Source organism: Nocardioides zhouii (genome assembly GCF_004137345.1).
In the GTDB taxonomy this organism is placed as follows: Bacteria; Actinomycetota; Actinomycetes; order Propionibacteriales; family Nocardioidaceae; genus Nocardioides; species Nocardioides zhouii.
In genome coordinates this window covers 33,987-56,975 of the sequence record NZ_SDWV01000002.1, presented here as the reverse complement: position 1 = coordinate 56,975, position 22,989 = coordinate 33,987, and the positions used below count along the sequence as shown (strand labels likewise).

Below are 22,989 nucleotides of genomic sequence, written 5' to 3'. Positions count from 1 at the left end.
CGACATGAAGCTCAAGGCACTCGGCATCATCTTCCTGACCCTCATGCTGGCCTCGGTGTGGCTCACCTACGGCGTGTTCACCAAGAAGTTCACCGACTACGACGAGGTGACGGTCAAGGCCTCCAAGATCGGGCTGCAGCTCCCGATGCGGGCGGACGTGAAGATCAAGGGCGTCATCGTCGGCGAGGTGCTCGACTACGAGCCGACCGTCGAGGGCGCCGACATCACGCTCGGCCTCTACCAGGACCGCACCACGGACATCCCCGAGAACGTGACCGCCTCGATCCTGCCCAAGACGCTGTTCGGTGAGAAGTTCGTGTCGCTGATCATCCCCGAGGGGGGCTCGTCCGGCCAGACGATCGCCGCCGGCGACGTGATCGAGCGCACCAACCTCTCGATCGAGGTCGAGCAGGTGCTCAGCGATCTCTACCCGCTCCTGCGCGCGGTGCAGCCGGCCGACCTCAACACCACCCTCAACGCGGTCGCGACCGCGCTCGAGGGCCGCGGCGACCAGCTCGGCGAGAGCATCGAGACGCTCGACCGCTACCTGGTCCGCTTCAACCCCGAGCTCCCGGGCCTGATCGAGGACCTGCGCCTGACCGCCGACGTCTCCGACACGTACGCCGACGTGCTGCCCGAGGTCGCGACGATCCTGCGCAACACGATCACCACGACCACGACGCTCGAGGACCGCGAGGAGAAGCTCAAGGCGCTCTTCAACGACGTCTCGAAGTTCTCGGCCGTCGCCGAGCGGTTCACCCGCGCCAACGGTGACAACCTCGTACGCCTCGGCGAGCTGGGTGCCGCGCAGCTCGAGGTGTTCGCGAAGTACGCGCCGGAGTACCCCTGCCTGCTCGGCGGCATCGTCGGCGCCGGCAAGCTCCAGGCCGAGGCGTTCCGCGGCTTCACGCTGCACATCGTGCTGGAGACCCTGCCCAACCAGCCGCGCGCCTACGGACCGCAGGACGTCCCCGTCTACGGGGCGAAGAACGGTCCCTACTGCGGCACCCTGCCCAACCCTCCTTTCACCCAGGCCAACCCGTTCAACGCCCAGCCCGACTTCGTCGACGGGGTCGACTCGCCGACGGGCAAGGGCACCAGCCGGGTCGGACCGGGCTGGTCCGGCACGGGCGCGGGCTATGCCGGCGGACGCGACGAGTCGGCGCTCCTCAAGGCCCTCCTCGCGCCCGGGCTCGGCGTCAGCAAGGACGACGTACCCGACCTGGGCGTGCTGCTGGTCGGGCCGATGGCACGCGGGGCGGAGGTGTCGCTGCGATGAGCCCGATCCTCGACAAGAAGACCTCCATCGACCTGGTGAAGCTCCTGGTGTTCGTCGTCGTGACCTCGCTCGCCACCACGGTCCTGGTCGTCACGATCGGCAACCTCAGCTTCGGCGACTCCCGCGACTACAAGGCCGAGTTCACCGACGCGACCGGGGTCAACAAGGGTGACGACATCCGGGTCGCCGGCGTCCGCGTCGGCACCGTGGACAAGGTCGAGATCATCGACCGCACCCGCGCCCTCATCAGCTTCACCGTCGCCGAGGGCACGTCGGTCAACGGCGGCACCAACGCCTCCATCCGCTACCGCAACCTCGTGGGACAGCGCTACATCTCGCTCACCCAGGAGGTCGGCGACACCCAGCGGCTGCCGTCCGGCACGACCATCCCGGTCTCCCGCACCCGGCCCGCCCTGGACCTGACCGTGCTCTTCAACGGCTTCAAGCCGCTCTTCCAGGCGCTGTCGCCGGATGACGTCAACCAGCTGTCCTACGAGCTGATCCAGGTCTTCCAGGGCGAGGGCGGCACCCTCGAGGGACTGCTCGCCCACACCGCGTCGGTGACCTCGACGCTGGCCGACCGGGACGAGGTGATCGGCGACCTGATCGACAACCTGTCGCTCGTCCTCGACCACGTGGCCGACCGCGACGAGCAGCTCACCCGGCTCATCCAGTCGTTCCGGACCCTGGTCGGCGGCCTGAAGAAGGACCGCAATGCCATCCTCGGTTCGCTCGAGGACGTCTCCGCCCTGTCGGTCGAGACGGCGTCCCTCGTCGACGGCATCCGCGAGCCGTTCGTGAAGGACATCAAGGAGCTGCGGACCGTGGCCGGCAACATCGACAAGAACAAGGCCGAGCTCGACCGGGCACTGCAGGTTCTGCCGATCAAGCTGGACAAGATCGGTCGCACCGCGATCTACGGCTCGTTCTTCAACTTCTACCTCTGCGAGTTCCAGGGCCGGGTCAACCTGCCCGGTGGGGTCTCGCTGCCGGTCAAGTACAGCACCGGCTCCGACAGGTGTGATCTCGGATGAAACCCTTCAGGGAGCGCAACCCCGTCCTCGTGGGCGCCGTGAGCCTTGCCATCCTGGCGGTGCTCCTCGTCGCGGCCCTGCGCGCCGACGACCTGCCGATCATCGGCGGGGGCGACACCTATCACGCGATGTTCACCGAGGCCGGTGGCCTCAAGCCCAACGACGAGGTGCGGATCGCCGGCGTCCGGGTCGGCAAGGTCAACTCGATCGAGCTCGACCAGGACCAGGTGAAGGTGACCTTCAAGGTCGACGAGGCCGCAGACTTCGGCACCGACACGCGGGCCGCCATCAAGGTCAAGACGATCCTCGGCTCGATGTTCCTCGCCCTGGAGCCGGCTGGCGGCGGCCAGCTCGACGAGAACGGCACCATCCCCGCCGCGCGTACGTCGTCTCCCTTCGACGTGGTCGAGGCCTTCGAGGGCCTGGCGTCCACCTCCGAGCAGATCGACACCGACCAGCTCGCCGAGTCGCTGACCACGATGGCCGACCTCACCCGCAACACCCCCGACGAGTTCCGCGGCGCGCTGTCCGGCCTGAGCCGGCTGTCGGCCAACGTGGCCGAGAAGGACGAGCAGCTCAACTCGCTGCTCGTCAACCTCCAACGGGTGTCCACCGTGCTCGACGAGCGCGACCAGGACATCATCGCGCTGATGGAGGACGGCGACGTGCTCTTCCGCGCGCTCGTCGCCCGTCGCGACGCCGTCCACGAGCTGCTGGTGTCCACCACGACACTCTCGAAGGAGCTGACGGCGCTGATCCGGGAGTCGCGCGAGGATCTCGCGCCGGCCCTGGCGCACCTGGAGAACGTGGTCGCGGTCCTCAACAAGAACGAGGACAACCTCGACAGCAGCCTGCGGCTGATGGCGCCGTTCTACCGCGTCTTCGCCAACACGCTCGGCACCGGTCCGTGGTTCGACACCTGGATCTCCAACTTCCCTCCCGTTCCGCAGGTGGGCTGACCCATGGACCTCGTGAAGCGATTCCTCGTCCCCCTCATCGTGCTGCTCTTCGTGGTGGCGGCCGCCGTCAGCGTTTTCGGCGGCGACAGCTCCAAGACCGTCGTCGCGCACTTCCCGCGCGCCATCTCGGTCTACGAGGGCAGCGACGTCCGCGTGCTCGGCGTGCCGGTCGGCACCGTGACCAAGGTCGAGCCGACGGGCACCGACGTCACGGTCACCATGGCGTACGACGACTCGGTGCGGCTGCCGGGCGACGCCAAGGCCGTGATCATCGCGCCGTCCGTCGTCGGCGACCGCTACGTCCAGCTGACGCCGGCGTACTCCGGCACCGGTGACGTGCTCACCGACGGCGCCGAGCTGAGCACCGACGAGACCTCGCAGCCGCTCGAGCTCGACCAGATCTACGAGAGCCTCGACCGGCTCAACGTGGCCCTCGGGCCGCGTGGCGCCAACAAGACCGGCGCGCTGTCCGACCTGCTGTCCGTGACCGCCGACAACTTCGGGGGCCAGGGCACGACGTTCCGCCAGACCATCAAGGACTTCTCCCGGCTCAGCGCCACTCTGGCCGGCAACAAGGAGGAGCTCTTCGGCTCGGTCCAGGCGCTCGAGGGCTTCGTCAAGACGCTCGCCGACAACGACCAGACCGTGCGGCAGTTCAACCAGTCCCTGGCTGACGTCTCGACCATGCTCGAGGGTGAGCGCGAGGAGCTGGTCGCCGCGACCAAGAACCTGTCGGTCGCGCTGACCGAGGTGAAGGGCTTCGTGGAGGAGAACAAGGACTCGTTGAGCCGCAACATCACCGGCCTCAACCGGGTGTCCAAGGTGCTCGTACGCCAGCGCGCGGCGCTCGACGAGATCCTGCACGTGGCGCCAGCGGCCCTCAACAACCTCGGCCTGACCTACAACCCGCAGGCCGGCACGCTCGACACCCGCGCCAACTTCGGAGAGACCATCAACCAGCTCGAGGCGGACCCCGCCGCGCTCCTCTGCGGCTTCGTCGGCCAGGTCGAGCGGTCGGGACAGGCGTGCGACCAGATCACGCAGCTGCTCGGCCGGAGTCGCCCCGGCGCGCTCGGCAAGGCCGAGGTCCTGCCCGCCCAGGACGTGTTCGACCCCACTCTGGGTGGACTCGTGGAGGTGGAGCGGTGAAGCGGCTGAAGGCGCTCGCGATGGCCGGAGCGGCCGCGCTGGCCCTGTCATCGTGCGACGCCAGCGTCTACTCCCTGCCGCTTCCCGGCGGGCCCGACGTCGGCGAGAACCCGATGACGATCAAGGTGGAGTTCGCCGACGTCCTCGACCTCGTCCCGCAGTCGACGGTCAAGGTCAACGACATCAGCGTCGGCAAGGTGACCGCGATCGACCTCGAGGGCTACCAGGCCCTCGTCACCCTCGAGATGCGCCGCGACGTCGAGCTGCCCGACAACGCGGTCGCCGAGCTGCGTCAGACCAGCCTCCTCGGTGAGAAGTTCGTCGAGCTCAGTGCGCCCGACCAGGGTGCCAGCGCCAACGCGCTGGCCGATGGCGACAAGATCCCGATCGAGCGCGCCGGCCGCAACCCCGAGGTCGAGGAGGTGCTCGGCGCCCTGAGCCTGCTGCTCAACGGCGGCGGTGTCGCCCAGCTCAAGACCATCACCCAGGAGCTCAACCTGGCCCTCGAGGGTCGTGAGGACTCGGCGAGGTCGGTGCTCGAGCAGCTCCGCGTGTTCACCGGTCAGCTCGACGAGAACAAGGCCGACATCGTCGACGCGATCGAGTCGCTCAACCGGCTGGCGATCGCCGCCGAGAAGCAGCTCCCGACGATCGACGCGGCCCTCGAGGAGCTGCCCAGCGCCCTTGACTCGATCGACCGCCAGCGCGACGACCTCGTCGAGATGCTGACGGCGCTGGATCAGCTCTCCTCCGTCGCCGTCGACGTGATCGCGAGGTCCAAGGGCGCCACGATCACCTCGCTCGAGCGGCTCGATCCGGTGCTGACACAGCTCGCTGCGTCCGGGGACGACTTCACCAACGCCTTCAACGTCTTCCTGACCTACCCGTTCGTCGACGAGGTGGTCGGTCGCGACCCCCAGGTGGCGCGCAACCTGCACATGGGCGACTACACGAACCTCTCGATCACCCTCGACGTCGACGTCGCGGGAGGAGCCGGTGCGACCCCGTCGCTGCCGACCAACCTCCCGACGGTCATCGACCCGACGGTCATCGTCAACGACGTGCTGGCCTGCCTCCAGAGCGGCTCGCTCACGAGCGAGGCGTGCAAGAAGGTGCTGGCCAACGCACAGAAGCTGCTCCAGCTGCGCGAGGAGTGCGCCAAGCCGGAGAACACTGACAAGGACGTGTGCCGCGAGCTCAACCAGATCCCCGGACTGCCGTCGCCGCCGGTCCCGGTCCCGACCACCGTCATCCCGACGACGGCGATCCCGACCACGCTCCCGCCGTTGCCCACGCTCGGTGCCCCGACGGGACTCGGCCGGGCCGGTGTCGCCGAGCGGCCGCGACGTGGGGGGCTTACCGTGCGTGACCTGATGGACGTCTACGACCCGGCGCTCGTCAGCCTGCTCCTGCCTGGGGTGGTGCAGCGATGATCACCCGTCGCACCAAGGTGCAGCTGCTCGTCTTCGCGCTGATCACGTTGATCGGCGTCAGCTTCGTGGGCGCCCGCTATGCCCGGCTGGACCGGGTGTTCCTCGACCAGAGCTACACCGTGGTCGCCCACTTCGCCGACTCGGGCGGCGCGTTCGCCGGCGCCGAGGTGTCCTACCGCGGCGTCCGCATCGGCCAGGTCGAGAAGCTGGTGCTGACCGCCGACGGCGTCGACGTGGTGCTCGACATCGACAACGAGTTCGACGACATCCCCGCCGACGCGCGCGCCCTCGTCGGCAACCGCTCGGCGGTCGGCGAGCAGTACGTCGAGCTGCAGCCGCAGAGCAACGCGAAGCCATTCCTCGACGACGGCTCCGAGATCGCGCTCGACCGTACGGCCGTGCCGATCTCCACCGACACGCTGCTCACCCACCTCGACGAGACGGTGCGCAGCGTCGACGGGGACGACCTCCGCACGGTGACGTCCGAGTTCGGCCTGGCCTTCAACGACGCCGGCGGCGACCTGCAGACGATCCTCGACAGCAGCAACTCCTTCATCACCACCGCCGAGGCGAACTTCGACGTCACGGTCGACCTCATCCGCGACGGCAACACCGTCCTCAACGGCCAGATCGACTCCGAGAGCGCGTTCCGCCGGTTCGCGCGCGACCTGTCCGCCTTCTCCACGACTGTGGCCAACCACGACGAGGACCTGCGCACCCTCATCGAGGACGGCTCGCTCGGGGCCAACGAGCTGCGGGTCTTCCTCGAGGACAACGAGGTCGAGCTCGGCGAGCTCATCAACAACCTCGTCACCACCGGCGAGGTCGTGGTCAAGCACCTCGACGGCATCGAGCAGCTGCTCGTGATCTACCCCTACGTGGTCGAGGGCGGCTACACCGTCGTGTCGAAGACGCCGTCGACCGGCCTGTACGACGCCCACTTCGGGATGATCCTGACCAACGAGCCGCACCCTTGCCTGGCCGGCTACGAGGGCACCGACCGCCGCTCGCCGCTCGACGGCAGCAACCGGCCGATGAAGGAGGACACCCGCTGCACGGCTCCCGCCTCGGAGACCAACGCCCGTGGTGCCCAGAACATCCAGGCGCCGCGGCCCGCGACCGGCTGGGGTCCGGCGGACTTCGCGTACGACCCCGAGACCGGGAACGTGACGTCCGACCCCGTCGAGATCCAGCGCCTCGAGCGTGGCGGTAGCGTGGCCCCTCGCAGCCTGGGAGAGGAGACGTGGAAGTGGCTCTACCTCCAGCCCCTGCTGACACGCGACTGACTCCTCGGATCCGGGTCGCGGTCGCTGCCTCGCTGGCGCTGGTCGTGGCCGCCTGCGTCGCGCTCCTCATCTGGATGTCCGTGAGCGGACGCGCGTCCGCCGATGGTGGCCTCGACCAGCCCGACGAGCGCGAGCAGGTGATGAGCCTGACCGACCAGTTCGTGAAGCGGCTCGGCACCTACAGCCCCGACATGATCGACGACTCCGGCCAGATGCCCGACTACCGCGAGCAGGTCCGCGAGGTCATCACGCCCAAGTTCGCCGCGGACTTCGACAAGGAGGTCGCGACGGCCGAGCAGCTCGTCGCCCAGGGCGGCATCACGCGCACGGCCGACGTGTTCGCGACCGCAGTGTCCTCGATCGACGACGACTCCGCACGGGTCCTGGTGGCCGGTGCCTTCACCGACAGGTACGAGCAGGGGTCGGACGACGAGTCGCAGACGGTCGACCAGGAGCCGCTGCCGTTCCGCTTCACCGTCGACCTGGTGATGATCGACGGTGAGTGGCTCGTCGACGACTTCTCACCCGTCACCGGCGCCGACGAGCAGCCGCCTGCCGACGGGGGAGTCACGCCGTGAGCGACGCCCCCACCTGGTACGACGTCCTCGACGTCCCCCGCGACGCCTCGACCGAGGAGATCCGGGCGGCCTGGAGGTCCCAGGTCGCCGACCTCGACCCCGGCGACCGGCGCTTCGACGCGCTCAACCGGGCCGCGAAGGTCCTGCTCGACCCCGACGCGCGGGAGGCGTACGACCTCCAGCACCCGGCGTTCACCGGGACCGAGGAGGAGCCGGCCACGGACGAGCCTCCGGTCGCGACACACACCGTGCCCGGGCTCACCGACGTCGAGGCCGAGCGCACGACGGAGCCCGCCGGTGCCTCACCCGCCACCCGCACGGTCCCCGGCTGGCTGCTGGCGGGCCTCGCGGTCGTGGCGGCCGGCCTGGTGGCGGCGACGCTGTGGATGTGGATCGCCGGCGACGACGCGGGCGACGACTCCGCGGCGCGGCAGGCCCAGGTGGCGGCCGAGCGTGCCGTCGTGCCCGTGCTGTCCTACGACTACGAGACCCTCGCCGAGGACAAGAGCGCTGCCCAGGCGCTGATGACGGGCACCTATCGCCAGGACTACGACAAGCTCTTCACGCTGCTCGAGGAGAACGCTCCCGAGACGCAGACCAGGGTGACCACCTCCGTGATCGCCTCGGGCATCGTCAGGGCGTCGGCCGACCGGGTGCAGGTGCTCGTCTTCGTGGACCGCCCGACGACCAACAAGCTGAGCGCGGACCCTGTCGTCTACAAGGACCAGGTGACGCTGTCGATGCAGCTCGTCGACGGCGAGTGGCTCGTCGACGACATGGTCACCTCACCCGTCCAGGGCTGAGCCACGGGTCACCCAATCGGTGTGTTCCGCTTGACCCGAGGGCATCGGGAGTTCATAGTCATCCGCAACGCGTGGCGTTTTCCCTTCGGGAATTGACCCCGCGTTTGAGGCGTGTCCTCATGTGCGCTATCGTGTCCCCTTGCGCCTGCCCTCAGATGCCCGACGCCCTCCGGACGGCTGTCATGGTGGTCGGCAAGCGCCGATCACTTGCTCATTTGTGAGGACACCTCTTGGCCGCGCGCAGCTCCGCTGGTAAGCACATTCGCACCTCTTTCGCAAAGATCACCGAACCTCTCGAGGTTCCCCCCCTCATCTCGCTCCAGACGAGCAGCTTTGACTGGCTGGTCGGCGGAGAGCGCTGGGAGGACGAGGTGGCCGCCCGCAGGGCAGCCGGTGAGGACGTCTCCGAGAAGACCGGTCTCCAGGAGATCTTCGAGGAGATCTCCCCGATCGAGGACTTCTCCGAGACGATGATGTTGTCGTTCGACAACCCCGTCTTCCTCGACGAGAAGTACACCGAGGAGGAGTGCAAGGAGAAGGACTTCACCTACTCCCGGCCCCTCTACGTCTCGGCCGAGTTCATGAACCACGAGACCGGCGAGATCAAGGGCCAGACGGTCTTCATGGGCGACTTCCCCATGATGACCAAGAAGGGCACCTTCATCATCAACGGCACCGAGCGTGTCGTCGTGTCGCAGCTCGTACGCTCGCCCGGCGTCTACTTCGAGTCGTCGCCCGACAAGACCTCGGACAAGGACATCTACACCGCCAAGCTCATCCCGAGCCGTGGCGCGTGGCTGGAGTTCGAGATCGACAAGCGCGACCTGGTCGGCGTACGCCTCGACCGCAAGCGCAAGCAGAACGTCACCGTGCTGCTCAAGGCCCTCGGCTGGACGACTGACCAGATCCGCGAGGAGTTCGGCCAGTACGAGTCGATGATGCTGACCCTCGAGAAGGACAGCGTCCGCTACGAGGTCGTCCACGAGGAGCTGCAGAAGAAGGCCCGCGGCGAGGCCCCGACGGCCGAGCAGGTCAACGACGAGGTCACCCGCCTCGCGCTGCTCGACATCTACCGCAAGCTGCGCCCCGGCGAGCCGCCGACGGCCGAGGCTGCGCAGACGCTGCTGAACAACTACTACTTCAACAGCAAGCGCTACGACCTCGCGAAGGTCGGCCGCTACAAGATCAACAAGAAGCTCGGCCTCCACGAGGCGTTCGACCAGCAGACGCTCACGATCGACGACGTCGTTGCCGCGATCCGCTACGTCGTGCAGCTGCACGCCGCGGGCATCCAGGCCGACTCGCCCGACCTGATCGACGCTGCCGGCAACGTCGTCGAGGGCCCCGACGGCTCGCCCGTCAAGGTCCAGGCCGACGACATCGACCACTTCGGCAACCGCCGGATGCGCACGGTCGGCGAGCTCATCCAGAACCAGCTCCGTACGGGCCTGGCCCGCATGGAGCGCGTGGTCCGCGAGCGGATGACGACCCAGGACGTCGAGGCCATCACGCCGCAGTCCCTGATCAACATCCGTCCCGTGGTCGCGGCGCTGAAGGAGTTCTTCGGCACCTCGCAGCTCTCGCAGTTCATGGACCAGACCAACCCGATCGCGGGCCTGACGCACAAGCGTCGCCTGTCCGCGCTCGGTCCCGGTGGTCTGTCCCGTGACCGCGCCGGCATGGAGGTCCGTGACGTCCACCCGTCGCACTACGGCCGCATGTGCCCCATCGAGACCCCGGAAGGCCCGAACATCGGCCTGATCGGCTCGCTGGCTTCCTACGGTCGGATCAACCCGTTCGGCTTCGTCGAGACCCCCTACCGCCGCGTGGTCAAGGGCACCGTCACCGACGAGATCGACTACCTGACCGCCGACGACGAGGACCGCTACGTCATCGCCCAGGCCAACGCGCCGCTCGACTCCAAGATGAAGTTCGTCGAGGAGCGCGTGCTCGTACGCCAGCAGAAGGGTGAGGTCGACGCGATCCTGGCCGAGGAGGTCGACTACATGGACGTCTCGCCGCGCCAGATGGTGTCGGTCGCGACGGCCCTGATCCCGTTCCTCGAGCACGACGACGCCAACCGCGCGCTCATGGGCGCCAACATGCAGCGTCAGGCCGTCCCGCTCGTCGTCAGCGACAGCCCGCTGGTCGGCACCGGCATGGAGTACCGCGCCGCCGTCGACGCCGGCGACGTGGTCGTGGCCGACAACGCCGGTGTGGTGAAGGAGGTGTCCGCCGACGCCATCGAGACGATGAACGACGACGGCACCTACCAGACCTACAAGCTGGCCAAGTTCAAGCGCTCCAACCAGGGCACCTGCATCAACCAGCGCCCGCTGGTGAAGGCCGGGGACCGCCTCGAGGTCGGTACGCCGATCGCCGACGGTCCGTGCACCGACAACGCCGAGATGGCGCTGGGCACCAACCTGCTCGTCGCCTTCATGCCGTGGCAGGGCCACAACTACGAGGACGCGATCATCCTCAGCCAGCGCCTGGTGCAGGAGGACGTCCTCACCTCGATCCACATCGAGGAGCACGAGGTCGACGCCCGCGACACCAAGCTCGGCCCCGAGGAGATCACGCGGGACATCCCCAACGTCTCCGAGGAGGGCCTGGCCGACCTCGACGAGCGCGGCATCATCCGCATCGGCGCCGAGGTCACCACCGGTGACATCCTCGTCGGCAAGGTCACGCCCAAGGGCGAGACCGAGCTCACCCCCGAGGAGCGCCTGCTCCGCGCGATCTTCGGCGAGAAGGCGCGCGAGGTGCGCGACACCTCGATGAAGGTGCCCCACGGTGAGTCCGGCACGGTCATCGGCGTCCGCGTCTTCGACCGCGAGGACGGCGACGACCTTCCCCCCGGCGTGAACCAGCTGGTCCGCGTCTACGTCGCCCAGAAGCGCAAGATCTCGGTCGGCGACAAGCTCGCCGGACGCCACGGCAACAAGGGCGTCATCGCCAAGATCCTGCCGGTCGAGGACATGCCGTTCATGGAGGACGGCACGCCCGTCGACGTCGTGCTCAACCCGCTGGGTGTGCCGCGACGGATGAACATCGGCCAGATCCTCGAGCTCCACCTCGGCTGGCTCGCCAAGCAGGGCTGGGACATCGACCTGCACGCCGACAAGGGCTCGTCGGAGTGGAAGGACCGCCTCATCTCGATCCACGCCGAGAAGAGCGAGCCGGGCACCAAGGTCGCGACCCCGGTGTTCGACGGTGCGCGCGAGGACGAGATCACCGGCCTGCTCGGTGCCACGCTGCCCAACCGTGACGGTGAGCGGATGGTCAAGGAGGACGGCAAGGCCGCCCTCTTCGACGGTCGCTCGGGTGAGCCGTTCCCGGAGCCGGTGGCCGTGGGCTACATGTACATCCTCAAGCTCCACCACCTCGTCGACGACAAGATCCACGCTCGCTCGACCGGCCCCTACTCGATGATCACGCAGCAGCCCCTGGGCGGTAAGGCCCAGTTCGGCGGCCAGCGGTTCGGCGAGATGGAGGTCTGGGCGATGGAGGCGTACGGCGCTGCCTACGCCCTCCAGGAGCTGCTCACGATCAAGTCCGACGACGTGCCGGGCCGCGTGAAGGTCTACGAGGCGATCGTCAAGGGCGAGAACATCCCCGACTCGGGCATCCCCGAGTCGTTCAAGGTGCTCGTCAAGGAGATGCAGTCCCTCTGCCTCAACGTCGAGGTGCTGTCGCAGGACGGCTCCGCGATCGCGTTGAAGGACGCAGAGGAAGACGTCTTCCGCGCGGCCGAAGAGCTGGGCATCGACCTGTCACGGCGCGAGCCGAGCAGCGTCGAAGAAGTCTGAGGCGAGTCCCCGGGCGGCGTACGCGTCGCCCGGGGCCCCTCGGTCCCACAGCCTTATTGACTCAAACAGCAACCAAAGGAACACACCTTGCTGGACGTGAACTTCTTCGAGCAGATTCAGATCGGCCTGGCCACCGCGGACGAGATCCGCACCTGGAGCCACGGCGAGGTCAAGAAGCCGGAGACCATCAACTACCGCACGCTCAAGCCCGAGCGTGACGGCCTCTTCTGCGAGAAGATCTTCGGTCCCACCCGGGACTGGGAGTGCTACTGCGGCAAGTACAAGCGCGTGCGCTTCAAGGGCATCATCTGCGAGCGGTGTGGCGTCGAGGTCACCCGGTCCAAGGTGCGTCGCGAGCGGATGGGCCACATCGAGCTCGCCGCCCCCGTGACCCACATCTGGTACTTCAAGGGCGTCCCGTCGCGCCTGGGCTACCTCCTCGACCTGGCGCCGAAGGACCTCGAGAAGGTCATCTACTTCGCCGCCTACATGATCACCTCGGTCGACGAGGACGCGCGCCACCGCGACCAGGACTCCTTGGAGAACAAGGTCGGCCTGGAGCGCGAGCGCCTCGAGAAGCGTCGCGACACCTCCGTCGAGGACCGCGCGAAGAAGCTCGAGGAGGACCTCGCCACCCTCGAGGCCGAGGGTGCCAAGGCCGACGCCAAGCGCAAGGTGCGCGACGGTGCCGACCGCGAGATGAACCAGCTCCGGGACCGTGCCAACCGCGAGATCGCGCGGCTGGAGGAGGTCTGGGACACGTTCAAGAACCTCAAGGTGCAGGACCTGCTCGGCGACGAGCTCCTCTACCGCGAGATGAAGAACTGGTTCGGCAAGTACTTCGAGGGCTTCATGGGCGCCACGGCGATCCAGCGTCGCCTCCAGGACTTCGACGTCGAGGCCGAGGTCGAGTCGCTGCGCGACACGATCGCCAACGGCAAGGGCCAGCGCAAGGTCCGCGCGCTCAAGCGCCTCAAGGTCGTCGACGCGTTCCGCAAGACCGGCAACCAGCCCATCGGCATGGTGCTCGACGCCGTCCCGGTGATCCCGCCGGACCTGCGTCCGATGGTCCAGCTCGACGGTGGCCGCTTCGCCACCTCCGACCTGAACGACCTCTACCGCCGCGTCATCAACCGCAACAACCGCCTCAAGCGACTGCTCGACCTCGGCGCGCCCGAGATCATCGTCAACAACGAGAAGCGGATGCTGCAGGAGGCCGTCGACAGCCTCTTCGACAACGGCCGTCGTGGACGTCCGGTCACCGGGCCGGGCAACCGCCCGCTCAAGTCGCTCTCCGACATGCTCAAGGGCAAGCAGGGGCGCTTCCGCCAGAACCTGCTCGGCAAGCGCGTCGACTACTCGGGCCGCTCGGTCATCGTGTCGGGTCCGCAGCTCAAGCTGCACCAGTGCGGTCTGCCCAAGCAGATGGCGCTCGAGCTGTTCAAGCCGTTCGTGATGAAGCGCCTCGTCGACCTGTCGCACGCGCAGAACATCAAGTCCGCCAAGCGGATGGTCGAGCGTGCGCGCCCGGTCGTGTGGGACGTCCTCGAAGAGGTCATCACCGAGCACCCCGTGCTGCTCAACCGCGCGCCCACCCTGCACCGCCTCGGCATCCAGGCCTTCGAGCCGCAGCTGATCGAGGGCAAGGCCATCCAGATCCACCCGCTCGTCTGCGGCGCGTTCAACGCCGACTTCGACGGTGACCAGATGGCCGTGCACCTCCCGCTGTCCGCGGAGGCGCAGGCCGAGGCCCGCATCCTGATGCTGTCGACCAACAACATCCTGAAGCCGTCGGACGGCCGTCCGGTGACCATGCCTTCGCAGGACATGATCATCGGCCTGTTCTGGCTGACCGGTGACCGCGAGGACCTGCCCGGTGTCGGTCGCGTCTTCTCGTCACCGGCCGAGGCGATCATGGCCTACGACCGCGGCGAGATCGGGATGCAGAGCAAGGTCCGGATCCGTCTCAACGACATCGTCCCCCCGCTCGACCTCGAGCTCGGGGCCGACTGGGAGGAGCGGACCGCGATCCTGCTCGAGACGACCCTGGGTCGCGTCTACTTCAACGACACGCTCCCGGCGGACTACCCGTTCGTCAACGAGGAGGTCGGCAAGAAGCGCCTCGGTGCGATCGTGAACGACCTGGCCGAGCGCTACACCAAGGTCCAGGTCGCCGCCTCGCTCGACGCCCTCAAGGACGCCGGCTTCCACTGGGCCACGCGCTCCGGTGTGACCGTCTCGATCGACGACGTCACCACGCCGGACAGCAAGGTCGAGATCCTGAGCCGCTACGAGGCGCAGGCCGAGAAGGTCCAGACCAACTACGAGCGCGGTGTGATGACTGACGACGAGCGTCGTCAGGAGCTCATCGAGCTGTGGACCCAGGCTGCTGCCGAGGTCGGTCGTGCGATGGAGGCCAACTTCGACCGCAAGAACCCGATCTTCATGATGGTCGACTCGGGTGCCTCCGGAAACATGAACCAGATCCGGCAGGTTGCGGCCATGCGTGGTCTGGTGGCCAACCCGAAGGGCGAGATCATCCCGCGCCCGATCAAGGCCAACTTCCGCGAGGGCCTCTCGGTGCTCGAGTACTTCATCTCGACCCACGGCGCCCGCAAGGGTCTCGCCGACACCGCGCTGCGCACCGCCGACTCGGGTTACCTGACCCGTCGTCTGGTGGACGTCTCGCAGGACGTCATCATCCGTGAGGACGACTGCGGCACCGAGCGTGGACTGCCCAAGCGCATCGACGACGAGCACGTGGAGACCTCGGCGTACGCCCGGGCCTCCGCCGTCGAGATCACCCACCCGGAGACCGGCGACGTCCTCGCCGCCGCCGGTGAGGACCTCGGCGACGTGAAGATCGGTGAGCTCGTCGCGGCCGGCATCAGCGAGGTCAAGGTCCGCTCGGTCCTGACCTGTGACGCCAAGACCGGCACCTGCGCGAAGTGCTACGGCCGCTCGCTGGCCACCGGCCAGCTGGTCGACATCGGTGAGGCGGTCGGCATCATCGCCGCCCAGTCCATCGGTGAGCCCGGCACGCAGCTCACGATGCGTACGTTCCACACCGGTGGTGTGGCGTCGGCCGACGACATCACGCAGGGCCTGCCCCGCGTGGTCGAGCTCTTCGAGGCCCGCTCGCCCAAGGGTCGTACGCCGATCTCGGAGTCCGCCGGTCGCGTGAAGATCGAGGAGACCGACAAGGCTCGCGTCGTCATGGTCACCCCCGACGACGGCTCCGAGGTCCAGGAGATCCCGGTGTCGAAGCGCTCGCGCCTCAACGTCGAGGACGGCCAGCACATCGAGGTCGGTCACCACATCACGTCCGGTACGCCCGACCCGCAGGACGTGCTGCGCATCCTCGGTGTCCGCAAGGCCCAGGAGCACCTCGTGGACGAGGTTCAGGAGGTCTACCGGTCCCAAGGCGTGTCGATCCACGACAAGCACATCGAGATCATCATCCGGCAGATGCTGCGCCGCGTGACGGTCATCGAGTCCGGTGACACCAACCTGCTCCCGTCCGACCTGGTCGACCGGGTGCGGTTCGAGGAGGAGAACCGTCGCGTGGTCTCCGAGGGCGGCAAGCCGGCCTCGGGTCGCCCGGTCCTCATGGGCATCACGAAGGCGTCGCTCGCGACCGAGTCGTGGCTCTCGGCGGCCTCCTTCCAGGAGACCACCCGCGTGCTCACCGACGCCGCGATCAACGGTCGCTCCGACAGCCTCCGTGGCCTGAAGGAGAACGTGATCATCGGCAAGCTCATCCCGGCCGGCACCGGCCTGGAGCGCTACCGCAACATCCGCGTGGAGCCGACCGAGGAGGCGCGTGCCGCGGCCTACTCGGTCACCGGCTACGACTCCTACGACTACGACTTCGGTCCGTCGTCGCAGGCCGTCGCGCTGGACGACTTCGACTTCGGTTCCTACCAGAACTGAGCAAGTCACTGTCGAGCCCCGGTCCCCTTCACGGGGGGCCGGGGCTCGGCGCATTTCGGAGGATGAGGACCGGCCTGAGAGGATTCTGGGTGTGAGCCAGCCCCCCACCTCGCGCCCGACCTCGGCCGACGTCCTCGTCGTCGGAGCCGGTCCTTCCGGGTCTGCTGCGGCGGCCTGGGCGGCCCGCGCGGGGCTGGATGTCCTGCTGGTGGACGCGGCCACCTTCCCGCGCGACAAGACCTGCGGTGACGGCCTCACCCCGCGCGCGATCGGGGAGATGCAGAAGCTCGGCCTCGAGGACTGGCTGCGGGCGCACACCGTCAACCACGGCCTGCGCGCCCACGGCTTCGGCCAGACGCTGCTGCTGCCCTGGCCCGGAGGGTCCCTGCCCGACTGGGGCTCCGCGGTCGCCCGCACCGAGCTCGACGACCACCTGCGCACGGTGGCCATCGAGAGCGGGGCCCGTGCCATCGACGGCACCCGCGCGGTCGGCGTACGTCGTGACGGCGAGCGGGTCGCGTCAGTCGAGCTCCGCGACGCCGATGGCTCCTACGAGGTCGCCTGCCAGTGGCTGGTCGGCGCCGACGGCGTCAGGTCGCCGCTGGGCAAGCTCCTGGGCCGCGAGTGGCACCGCGACACCGTGTACGCCGTCGCCGGCCGCGCGTACGTCGACTCCGACCAGTCGGACGACCCGTGGATCAGCTCGCACCTCGAGCTCCGCGACGAGCAGGGCGACCTGGTCTCGGGCTACGGCTGGATCTTCCCGCTCGGCGACGGGACGGTGAACCTCGGCGCGGGCACGCTCGCCACCAGCAGGCGGCCCGCCGAGGTCGCGATCAAGCCTCTCATGCAGACCTACGCCAACACGATCGGCAAGGACTTCGGCCTCGCAGGCTCGCTGCGGATGCCCACGTCCGCGCTGTTGCCGATGGGCGGCGCGGTCAGCAACGTGGCCGGACCCAACTGGGCGCTGATCGGCGACGCCGCTGCGTGCGTCAACCCGCTCAACGGCGAGGGCATCGACTACGGCCTCGAGACCGGGCGGTTCGTGGCCGAGCACATCGCGAGCGGCACCGGGCTGGGCGAGGCGTGGCGTTCGACGCTGGTCGAGCACTACGGCGAGTCGTTCTCCATCGCGCGCCGGCTGGCGGGCATCGCCACCCAGCCGAAGGTCGTCGCGGCGCTCGGCCCGGCCGGGATGCGCTCGGACTGGCTGATGACCCTGGCGCTGCGGTGGATGGGCAACCTCGTGGACGACGCCGACCGAGACCGGGCGGCGAGGGTCTGGCGCTGGGCAGGCCGACGGTCGATCGCTCGCGACGCGCGCCCGCCCTTCCAGTGACCGAGCGCGTCTACCGCGCCACCAACGTCCTGGGCCGTGGCGTGATCCGGGCTCTGGGCGTGGACACGCGGTGGATCGGGATCGAGCACCTTCCCGAGCAGGGTCCGGTCATCGTCGCGGCGAACCACGCCAGCTATCCCGACTTCGTCCTGCTCGAGCAGGCGGCGGTGGAGCGCGGGCGCTACCTGCGGTTCATGTGCCGCCACGACATCTGGAACGTCCCGTTCGTCCGGGCGGCGATGGACCGCATGCAGCACGTCCCCGTGGATCGCGAGGCACCGGCGGCCGCGTACCTACGGTCGCGGCGCCTGCTGCTCCAGGGGGAGGCGGTGTGCTCCTTCCCGGAGGCGGGGATCAGCCACTCCTACACGGTGCGCTCGCTGATGCGCGGCGTCGCTCGCCTGGCACAGGAGACCGGGGCGCCGGTCGTGCCGGTGGCGATCTGGGGCTCCCAGCGCGTCTGGTCCGTCGGCGTGCCGGACGCCCGGGGCAGGAAGCCCCGACCCGATCTCACCCGCGGACGGCGGGTCGACGTCTCGTTCGGCGCGCCGCTGTCGGTCGGTCCGGACGACGACGTGATCGCCTGGACCCGCCGGCTCGGCGCGCTGCTCACCGACCAGCTCGAGGAGCTGCAGCGGCTGCCGCACCACGTGCCAGCGCCGGGCGAGCGCGCGCCGTGGTACCCAGCGCACCTCGGCGGTCACGCACCGACACGGGCCGAGGCGGCCCACCTCGACTCGGTGCCGCGGTCCGCGGTCAGTCCGACGTGGGGGCCGGGGTAGGCCGCTCGGCCTCGCGGGTCTCCGCGTGCCGGGCGCGGCGCTCCTCCAGCCAGCCCAGCGGGTTGGTGAACGGCTCCAGCACGCGTCGTACGGGCGGGCTGGCGAGCAGCAGCGCAAGGGCCACGGCCCCGAGAATCGTCAGCACCAGCCCGAGCACGGGATAGGTGGTCGTGAACTCCGGCCAGCCGACTGCCTTGAACGTCTTGATCACGAAGCCGTGGAAGAGGTAGATCACCATCGTCGCGGTGCCCATCGTGGTGAACCACCCGAGCGGCCGACGCGGGATCAGCGACATCGCCGCGAACGCGCCGAGCAGGCCGACCATCATCACGGTGAGGCGGGTCTGGAAGACGATCTCGTCGGCGATCGGGATCTCGTTGTAGCCGGTGTCGTACCAGAGCAGGGCGGCGTCGGCCCACGTGTCGGTGTAGGCGGCCATCACGCCGATGCCGATCAGCGTCGGCACCGCGGCGACCCGCACCCAGACATCGTCGAGGTGCGCGAGGTGGCGCGGCTTGAGGTGCAGGCCGAGGACGAAGAACGGCAGGAGGCCCAGGAACCGGGGGATCATCAGCGCCTCGGTGTCCCAGAGACCACCGGCGAGGCTGACGACCACCGACAGCGGCAGGAAGAGCCAGTGCCGCTTGAGGATCGGCGTGATGAGCCGCCACATCAGCAGGACGATGAGGTACCACATCGTCCAGTGCGGCTCGATCCACAGCGGGTACTCGACGCCCTCGCCGACGACGTCGCGGCGGAAGTAGAACAGGGCCGGTTCGAAGAGCAGGTAGGGGATGGCGAGGGTGTAGACGAGGCTCTTCAGCCGGCGCCGGTCCCACTCGAACGACTTCGACAGGTAGCCGCTCACGAAGACGAACGCCGGGATGTGCCACAGGTAGATGAAGTCGTAGACCCAGTGGCTGCCCGCAGTGGCCTCGACCAGGCCGATGGCGTGCCCGATGACCACCAGGGTGACCAGCGCCATCTTGACGTTGTCGAGCCACGGATCACGGGACGCGGGGGACACGGCGCTCACCGTACTTCACTAGGTTGGGGGCATGGCATCCCTTCCGCAGCGTCAGCGTGTGGCTGCGTACGCCGTCGTGCTCCGCGAGCGCGCGGACCGGGTCGAGGTGCTGCTGAGCCGGCTCGCGCAACGCGTGTCGCGCACCGAGCTGTGGACCCTCCCCGGAGGCGGCGTCGACCACGGCGAGGACCCCCGGACGGCGGTCGTCCGCGAGATCCACGAGGAGACCGGGCTCGACGCGACCGTCAGCGAGACGGCCCGCGTCTACAGCGCCCACCTGCCGCGGGCGTCGCGCGACGGCAAGCTCGTGGACGCCCACGCGATTCGCATCGTCTACGACGGATGGGTGCCGCCCGACGCACCGACGCCCCGCGTCCTGGAGGTCGACGGGTCCACCAGTGAAGCGGCCTGGAAGCCGCTCGACGACGTGATCTCCGGTGTGGTCCCGACCGCGGCACTCGTGGGGGAAGCCCTCGCCGACCACCTCCCGTTCCGGCTGCAGCGCGTGGCGGCGTACGCCGTGGTGCTGCGCGGATCGGTCCCGGAGCAGCAGCTGCTGCTCACCCGCCTCTCGCCACGCGCTGCCCACCCGGGCCGGTGGACGCTGCCCGGCGGCGGCATCGACCACGGTGAGCACCCGTCCCTCGCGCTCGCGCGCGAGGTCGAGGAGGAGTGCGGTCTGACGTGCGAGGTGGGAGCGCTGGTCGGCGTGCACGACACCCACTTCTCCGGCAACGCGCCGTCGGGTCGCCTCGAGGACTACCACGGCGTCCACCTGCTCTACGCCGCCACCGTGGGTGCCGGCGAGCCGTACGTCCGCGAGGTCGACGGCACCACCGACGCTGCCGCCTGGGTGCGCGTCGCCGACGTCGCGTCGGGCGAGGTCGAGGTCCTCGATCTCGTGCACCACGCGCTGGGTCTGGAGACCGAAGGGACAGAGCGATGACTGAGAGCGTCTTCACCTATGCCGCACCCGGCCTGAAGTTCGGGCGAGGCGCCAGCGCCGAGATCGGCTGGGACGTCCAGCAGCTCGTTGCGGCGGGGGCCGATGGGGCGGCGCGCCGGGTCCTGCTCGTCACCGACCCCGGCGTGGCCGCGACGGGCCACCCCGAGCGGATCGCCGACGCGATGCGGGGCCAGGGCATCGAGGTCTCGGTGTTCGACCGCGCGCGCGTCGAGCCGACGGACGCGTCGCTGGAGGAGGCGATCGCGTACGCCCGCAGCACCGGCCCGTTCGACGCCGTCGTCGCGGTGGGCGGCGGCTCGGCCATCGACACGGCCAAGGCCGTCGACCTGCTCCTCACCAACCCGGGCACGCTCATGGACTACGTCAACGCGCCCGTGGGCGGCGGTCGCGCCCCCGAGCACCTGCTCCTCCCGCTCGTCGCGGTGCCGACCACCACCGGCACCGGCGCCGAGTCGACGACGATCTGCGTGCTCGACGTGCTCGCCCTCAAGGTGAAGACCGGCATCTCGCACGCGCGCCTGCGACCGACCCTGGCGGTGGTGGACCCCGACCTGACGATGACCCAGCCGGCGATGGTCACCGCGTCGTGCGGCATGGACATCCTCTGCCACGCCCTCGAGAGCTGGACCGCGCGGTGGTTCGCCGACTTCGACGCCAAGCGGCCGGAGCAGCGGGTGCCCTACTGCGGCGCCAACCCGATCGCCGACATGTGGTCGGAGAAGGCCCTGACCCTGCTGGCCGGGGCGTTCCGGACGGCGGTCCGCGACGGCTCCGACGAGACGGCCCGTGAGCAGATGGCGCTGGCCGCCACGTTCGCCGGCCTCGGCTTCGGCAACGCCGGCGTCCACGTGCCCCACGCCTGCGCCTACCCGATCGCGGGCCGGGTGCGGGACTACAGGCCGGCCGGCTACCCCGACGACGAGCCGATCGTGCCGCACGGCATGGCCGTGGTGATGACCGCGCCCGCCGCCTTCGCCCTGACCTTCGAGGCCTCGCCCGAGCGCCACCTGCGCGCCGCAGAGCTGTTGGGCGGGCCATCCGCGTCCGCGTCCGCCGGCCCCGACACGTTGCCCGCGGTGCTGCGCGACCTGATGCGCGACGTGGGGCTGCCGAGCGGTCTGGCCGAGATCGGCTACGGCGCCGCGGACGTCGACGACCTGGTCGAGGGCGCGCTCCAGCAGCAACGCCTCCTCGCCACCGCCCCGATCGACGTCACTGCCGACGACCTCGCCACGGTGTTCCGGAGCTCGCTCGAGCACTGGTGAGCCGATGGGCGGGCGGTCACTACGATGACCACATGAACCCCCGCCACCGCCGCCTCGTGATCCCGGTGGCCCTCGGGGCACTGATCCTCATCGTCATCCTCGCCGCCGTCCTGTGAGCGACGACTGGGAGCGTCTCCGGTCGGCGATCCTCGACGCCGACGGGCTGGTGCGCGCGCTGGCCAGCGGCCGCCGCAAGGGCCAGCCTGCACCGGTCGTGGAGGGTCGTGAGGTGGCGCGCGTCGAGGTTCGGACCGTCGACCTCAAGGCGGGCCGCCACCTGCAGGTGTCGTCGTACGACGACACGCAGGCCTACACCGTCAACCACCCGCTGGGGGAGGAGGCCGAGGCCGCGGTGCACGCGCTGACCGACCAGCCCTTCGCGCACTGGCACGTCGACACGACGACCCACACCCACCAGGCGCGGGTGACGAAGAAGGGCGCCGTCCTCGTGCACACCTCCGCCCGGAAGGAGGCCGTCGCGACGTCGCGCGGCCACGACCGGGACAAGGGCCGGCGGCTGCGTGAGGACGACCCGGCGCTGGTCGCGCTGGGCATCAGCGACGCCGAGGGGCGGGTCAAGCCGAGCCGGCAGGCGAAGTACCGCCAGGTCGAGGAGTTCCTCCGGCTGCTCGATTCGAGCCTCGGCGACGGGCTCGCGAAGGGCCACCTGCGCACCCCCACGCCCGAGGACCCGCTGCGCGTCGTCGACCTCGGGTGCGGCAACGCCTACCTCACGTTCGCGGCGCACCAGTTCCTCACCGGCCCGGTCTCGGAGGGCGGCCGCGGCCTGCCCGTCCGGATGACGGGGGTCGACGTACGGCAGCAGTCCGCCGACCACAACTCCGAGATCGCCGCCCGGCTGGGCATCGAGGCCGACTTCGTCGTCGGCTCGATCTCCGACGTACGCCTGGAGGAGGCGCCGGATGTCGTGCTGGCCCTGCACGCCTGCGACACCGCCACCGACGACGCGCTGGCCCGCGCGGTCGAGTGGGGCGCGCCGCTGGTGCTGGCGGCGCCGTGCTGCCACCACGACATCGCGGCCCAGCTCAGGAAGTCCCCGCCGCCGCCCCCGTACGCGGCGCTGACGCGCGACGGCATCCTCCGCGAGCGGTTGGCCGACACGCTCACCGACGCCCTGCGCGCCGAGCTGCTGCGCGGCCTCGGCTACCGCGTCGACGTGGTGCAGTTCGTCGAGAGCGCCCACACCCCGCGCAACACGATGATCCGGGCCGTACGGGTGGCGGGACGCGACGCGAGCGGCACCCACGACGAGTACGCCGCCCTGACGGCCGCGTGGGGCGTACAGCCCCGGCTCGGCATACTGCTCGACGGGTGAGGCG

General features: G+C 69.3%; 16 protein-coding genes. 15 read left to right on the top strand and 1 reads right to left on the bottom strand.

Features of this window, described 5'->3' with window-relative positions:
- The first annotated feature begins 4 nt into the window (after nt 1-4).
- From EUA94_RS02030 to EUA94_RS01975, 12 genes are all read left to right on the top strand, one after another.
- Nucleotides 5-1,279, top strand: a complete 1,275-nt coding sequence (locus EUA94_RS02030; RefSeq protein WP_129424213.1) for an MCE family protein — start codon at nt 5-7, stop codon at nt 1,277-1,279.
- Complete coding sequence (locus EUA94_RS02025) at nt 1,276-2,313, top strand: MCE family protein (RefSeq protein WP_129424211.1); 1,038 nt, start codon at nt 1,276-1,278, stop codon at nt 2,311-2,313. The genes EUA94_RS02030 and EUA94_RS02025 overlap by 4 nt, the downstream gene beginning before the upstream one ends.
- Nucleotides 2,310-3,272, top strand: a complete 963-nt coding sequence (locus EUA94_RS02020) for an MCE family protein (protein ID WP_129424209.1) — start codon at nt 2,310-2,312, stop codon at nt 3,270-3,272. The genes EUA94_RS02025 and EUA94_RS02020 overlap by 4 nt, the downstream gene beginning before the upstream one ends.
- Before the next feature lie 3 nt (nt 3,273-3,275).
- A complete protein-coding gene (locus EUA94_RS02015; RefSeq protein ID WP_129424207.1) occupies nt 3,276-4,421 on the top strand; it encodes an MCE family protein in 1,146 nt (381 codons plus the stop codon).
- Nucleotides 4,418-5,854, top strand: a complete 1,437-nt coding sequence (locus tag EUA94_RS02010; RefSeq protein WP_129424205.1) for an MCE family protein — start codon at nt 4,418-4,420, stop codon at nt 5,852-5,854. The genes EUA94_RS02015 and EUA94_RS02010 overlap by 4 nt, the downstream gene beginning before the upstream one ends.
- Complete coding sequence (locus tag EUA94_RS02005) at nt 5,851-7,140, top strand: MCE family protein (RefSeq protein ID WP_129424203.1); 1,290 nt, start codon at nt 5,851-5,853, stop codon at nt 7,138-7,140. Before EUA94_RS02010 ends, EUA94_RS02005 begins: the two co-directional genes overlap by 4 nt.
- The gene (locus tag EUA94_RS02000; protein ID WP_129424201.1) at nt 7,104-7,718 is read left to right on the top strand and encodes a hypothetical protein; all 615 of its coding nucleotides are present in this window, start codon (nt 7,104-7,106) and stop codon (nt 7,716-7,718) included. Before EUA94_RS02005 ends, EUA94_RS02000 begins: the two co-directional genes overlap by 37 nt.
- Nucleotides 7,715-8,521 (top strand): J domain-containing protein, encoded by an 807-nt coding sequence (locus EUA94_RS01995; protein WP_165356767.1) that lies wholly within the window; start codon nt 7,715-7,717, stop codon nt 8,519-8,521. The genes EUA94_RS02000 and EUA94_RS01995 overlap by 4 nt, the downstream gene beginning before the upstream one ends.
- A gap of 230 nt (nt 8,522-8,751) precedes the next feature.
- Entirely contained in the window at nt 8,752-12,333 is a 3,582-nt protein-coding gene (gene rpoB, locus EUA94_RS01990; protein WP_129424197.1) for a DNA-directed RNA polymerase subunit beta, read from the top strand.
- 87 nt (nt 12,334-12,420) lie between these two features.
- Nucleotides 12,421-16,266: a DNA-directed RNA polymerase subunit beta' gene (locus EUA94_RS01985; protein ID WP_129424195.1), complete on the top strand. Its 3,846-nt coding sequence runs from the start codon at nt 12,421-12,423 to the stop codon at nt 16,264-16,266.
- A gap of 91 nt (nt 16,267-16,357) precedes the next feature.
- Nucleotides 16,358-17,608, top strand: a complete 1,251-nt coding sequence (locus EUA94_RS01980; RefSeq protein WP_129424193.1) for a geranylgeranyl reductase family protein — start codon at nt 16,358-16,360, stop codon at nt 17,606-17,608.
- Nucleotides 17,605-18,390, top strand: a complete 786-nt coding sequence (locus EUA94_RS01975; RefSeq protein ID WP_165356766.1) for a lysophospholipid acyltransferase family protein — start codon at nt 17,605-17,607, stop codon at nt 18,388-18,390. The genes EUA94_RS01980 and EUA94_RS01975 overlap by 4 nt, the downstream gene beginning before the upstream one ends.
- Here the strand turns inward: EUA94_RS01975 and EUA94_RS01970 are convergent.
- The gene (locus tag EUA94_RS01970) at nt 18,365-19,417 is read right to left on the bottom strand and encodes an acyltransferase family protein (protein ID WP_129424189.1); all 1,053 of its coding nucleotides are present in this window, start codon (nt 19,415-19,417) and stop codon (nt 18,365-18,367) included. The genes EUA94_RS01975 and EUA94_RS01970 overlap by 26 nt on opposite strands.
- 31 nt (nt 19,418-19,448) lie before the next feature.
- Here EUA94_RS01970 and EUA94_RS01965 point away from each other — a divergent pair, with 31 nt between their 5' ends.
- From EUA94_RS01965 to EUA94_RS01955, 3 genes are all read left to right on the top strand, one after another.
- Nucleotides 19,449-20,363, top strand: a complete 915-nt coding sequence (locus tag EUA94_RS01965; protein WP_129424187.1) for an NUDIX domain-containing protein — start codon at nt 19,449-19,451, stop codon at nt 20,361-20,363.
- Entirely contained in the window at nt 20,360-21,649 is a 1,290-nt protein-coding gene (locus EUA94_RS01960) for a hydroxyacid-oxoacid transhydrogenase (RefSeq protein WP_129424185.1), read from the top strand. Before EUA94_RS01965 ends, EUA94_RS01960 begins: the two co-directional genes overlap by 4 nt.
- Before the next feature lie 112 nt (nt 21,650-21,761).
- Entirely contained in the window at nt 21,762-22,985 is a 1,224-nt protein-coding gene (locus EUA94_RS01955; protein WP_129424183.1) for a class I SAM-dependent methyltransferase, read from the top strand.
- The last annotated feature ends 4 nt before the right edge of the window (nt 22,986-22,989 follow it).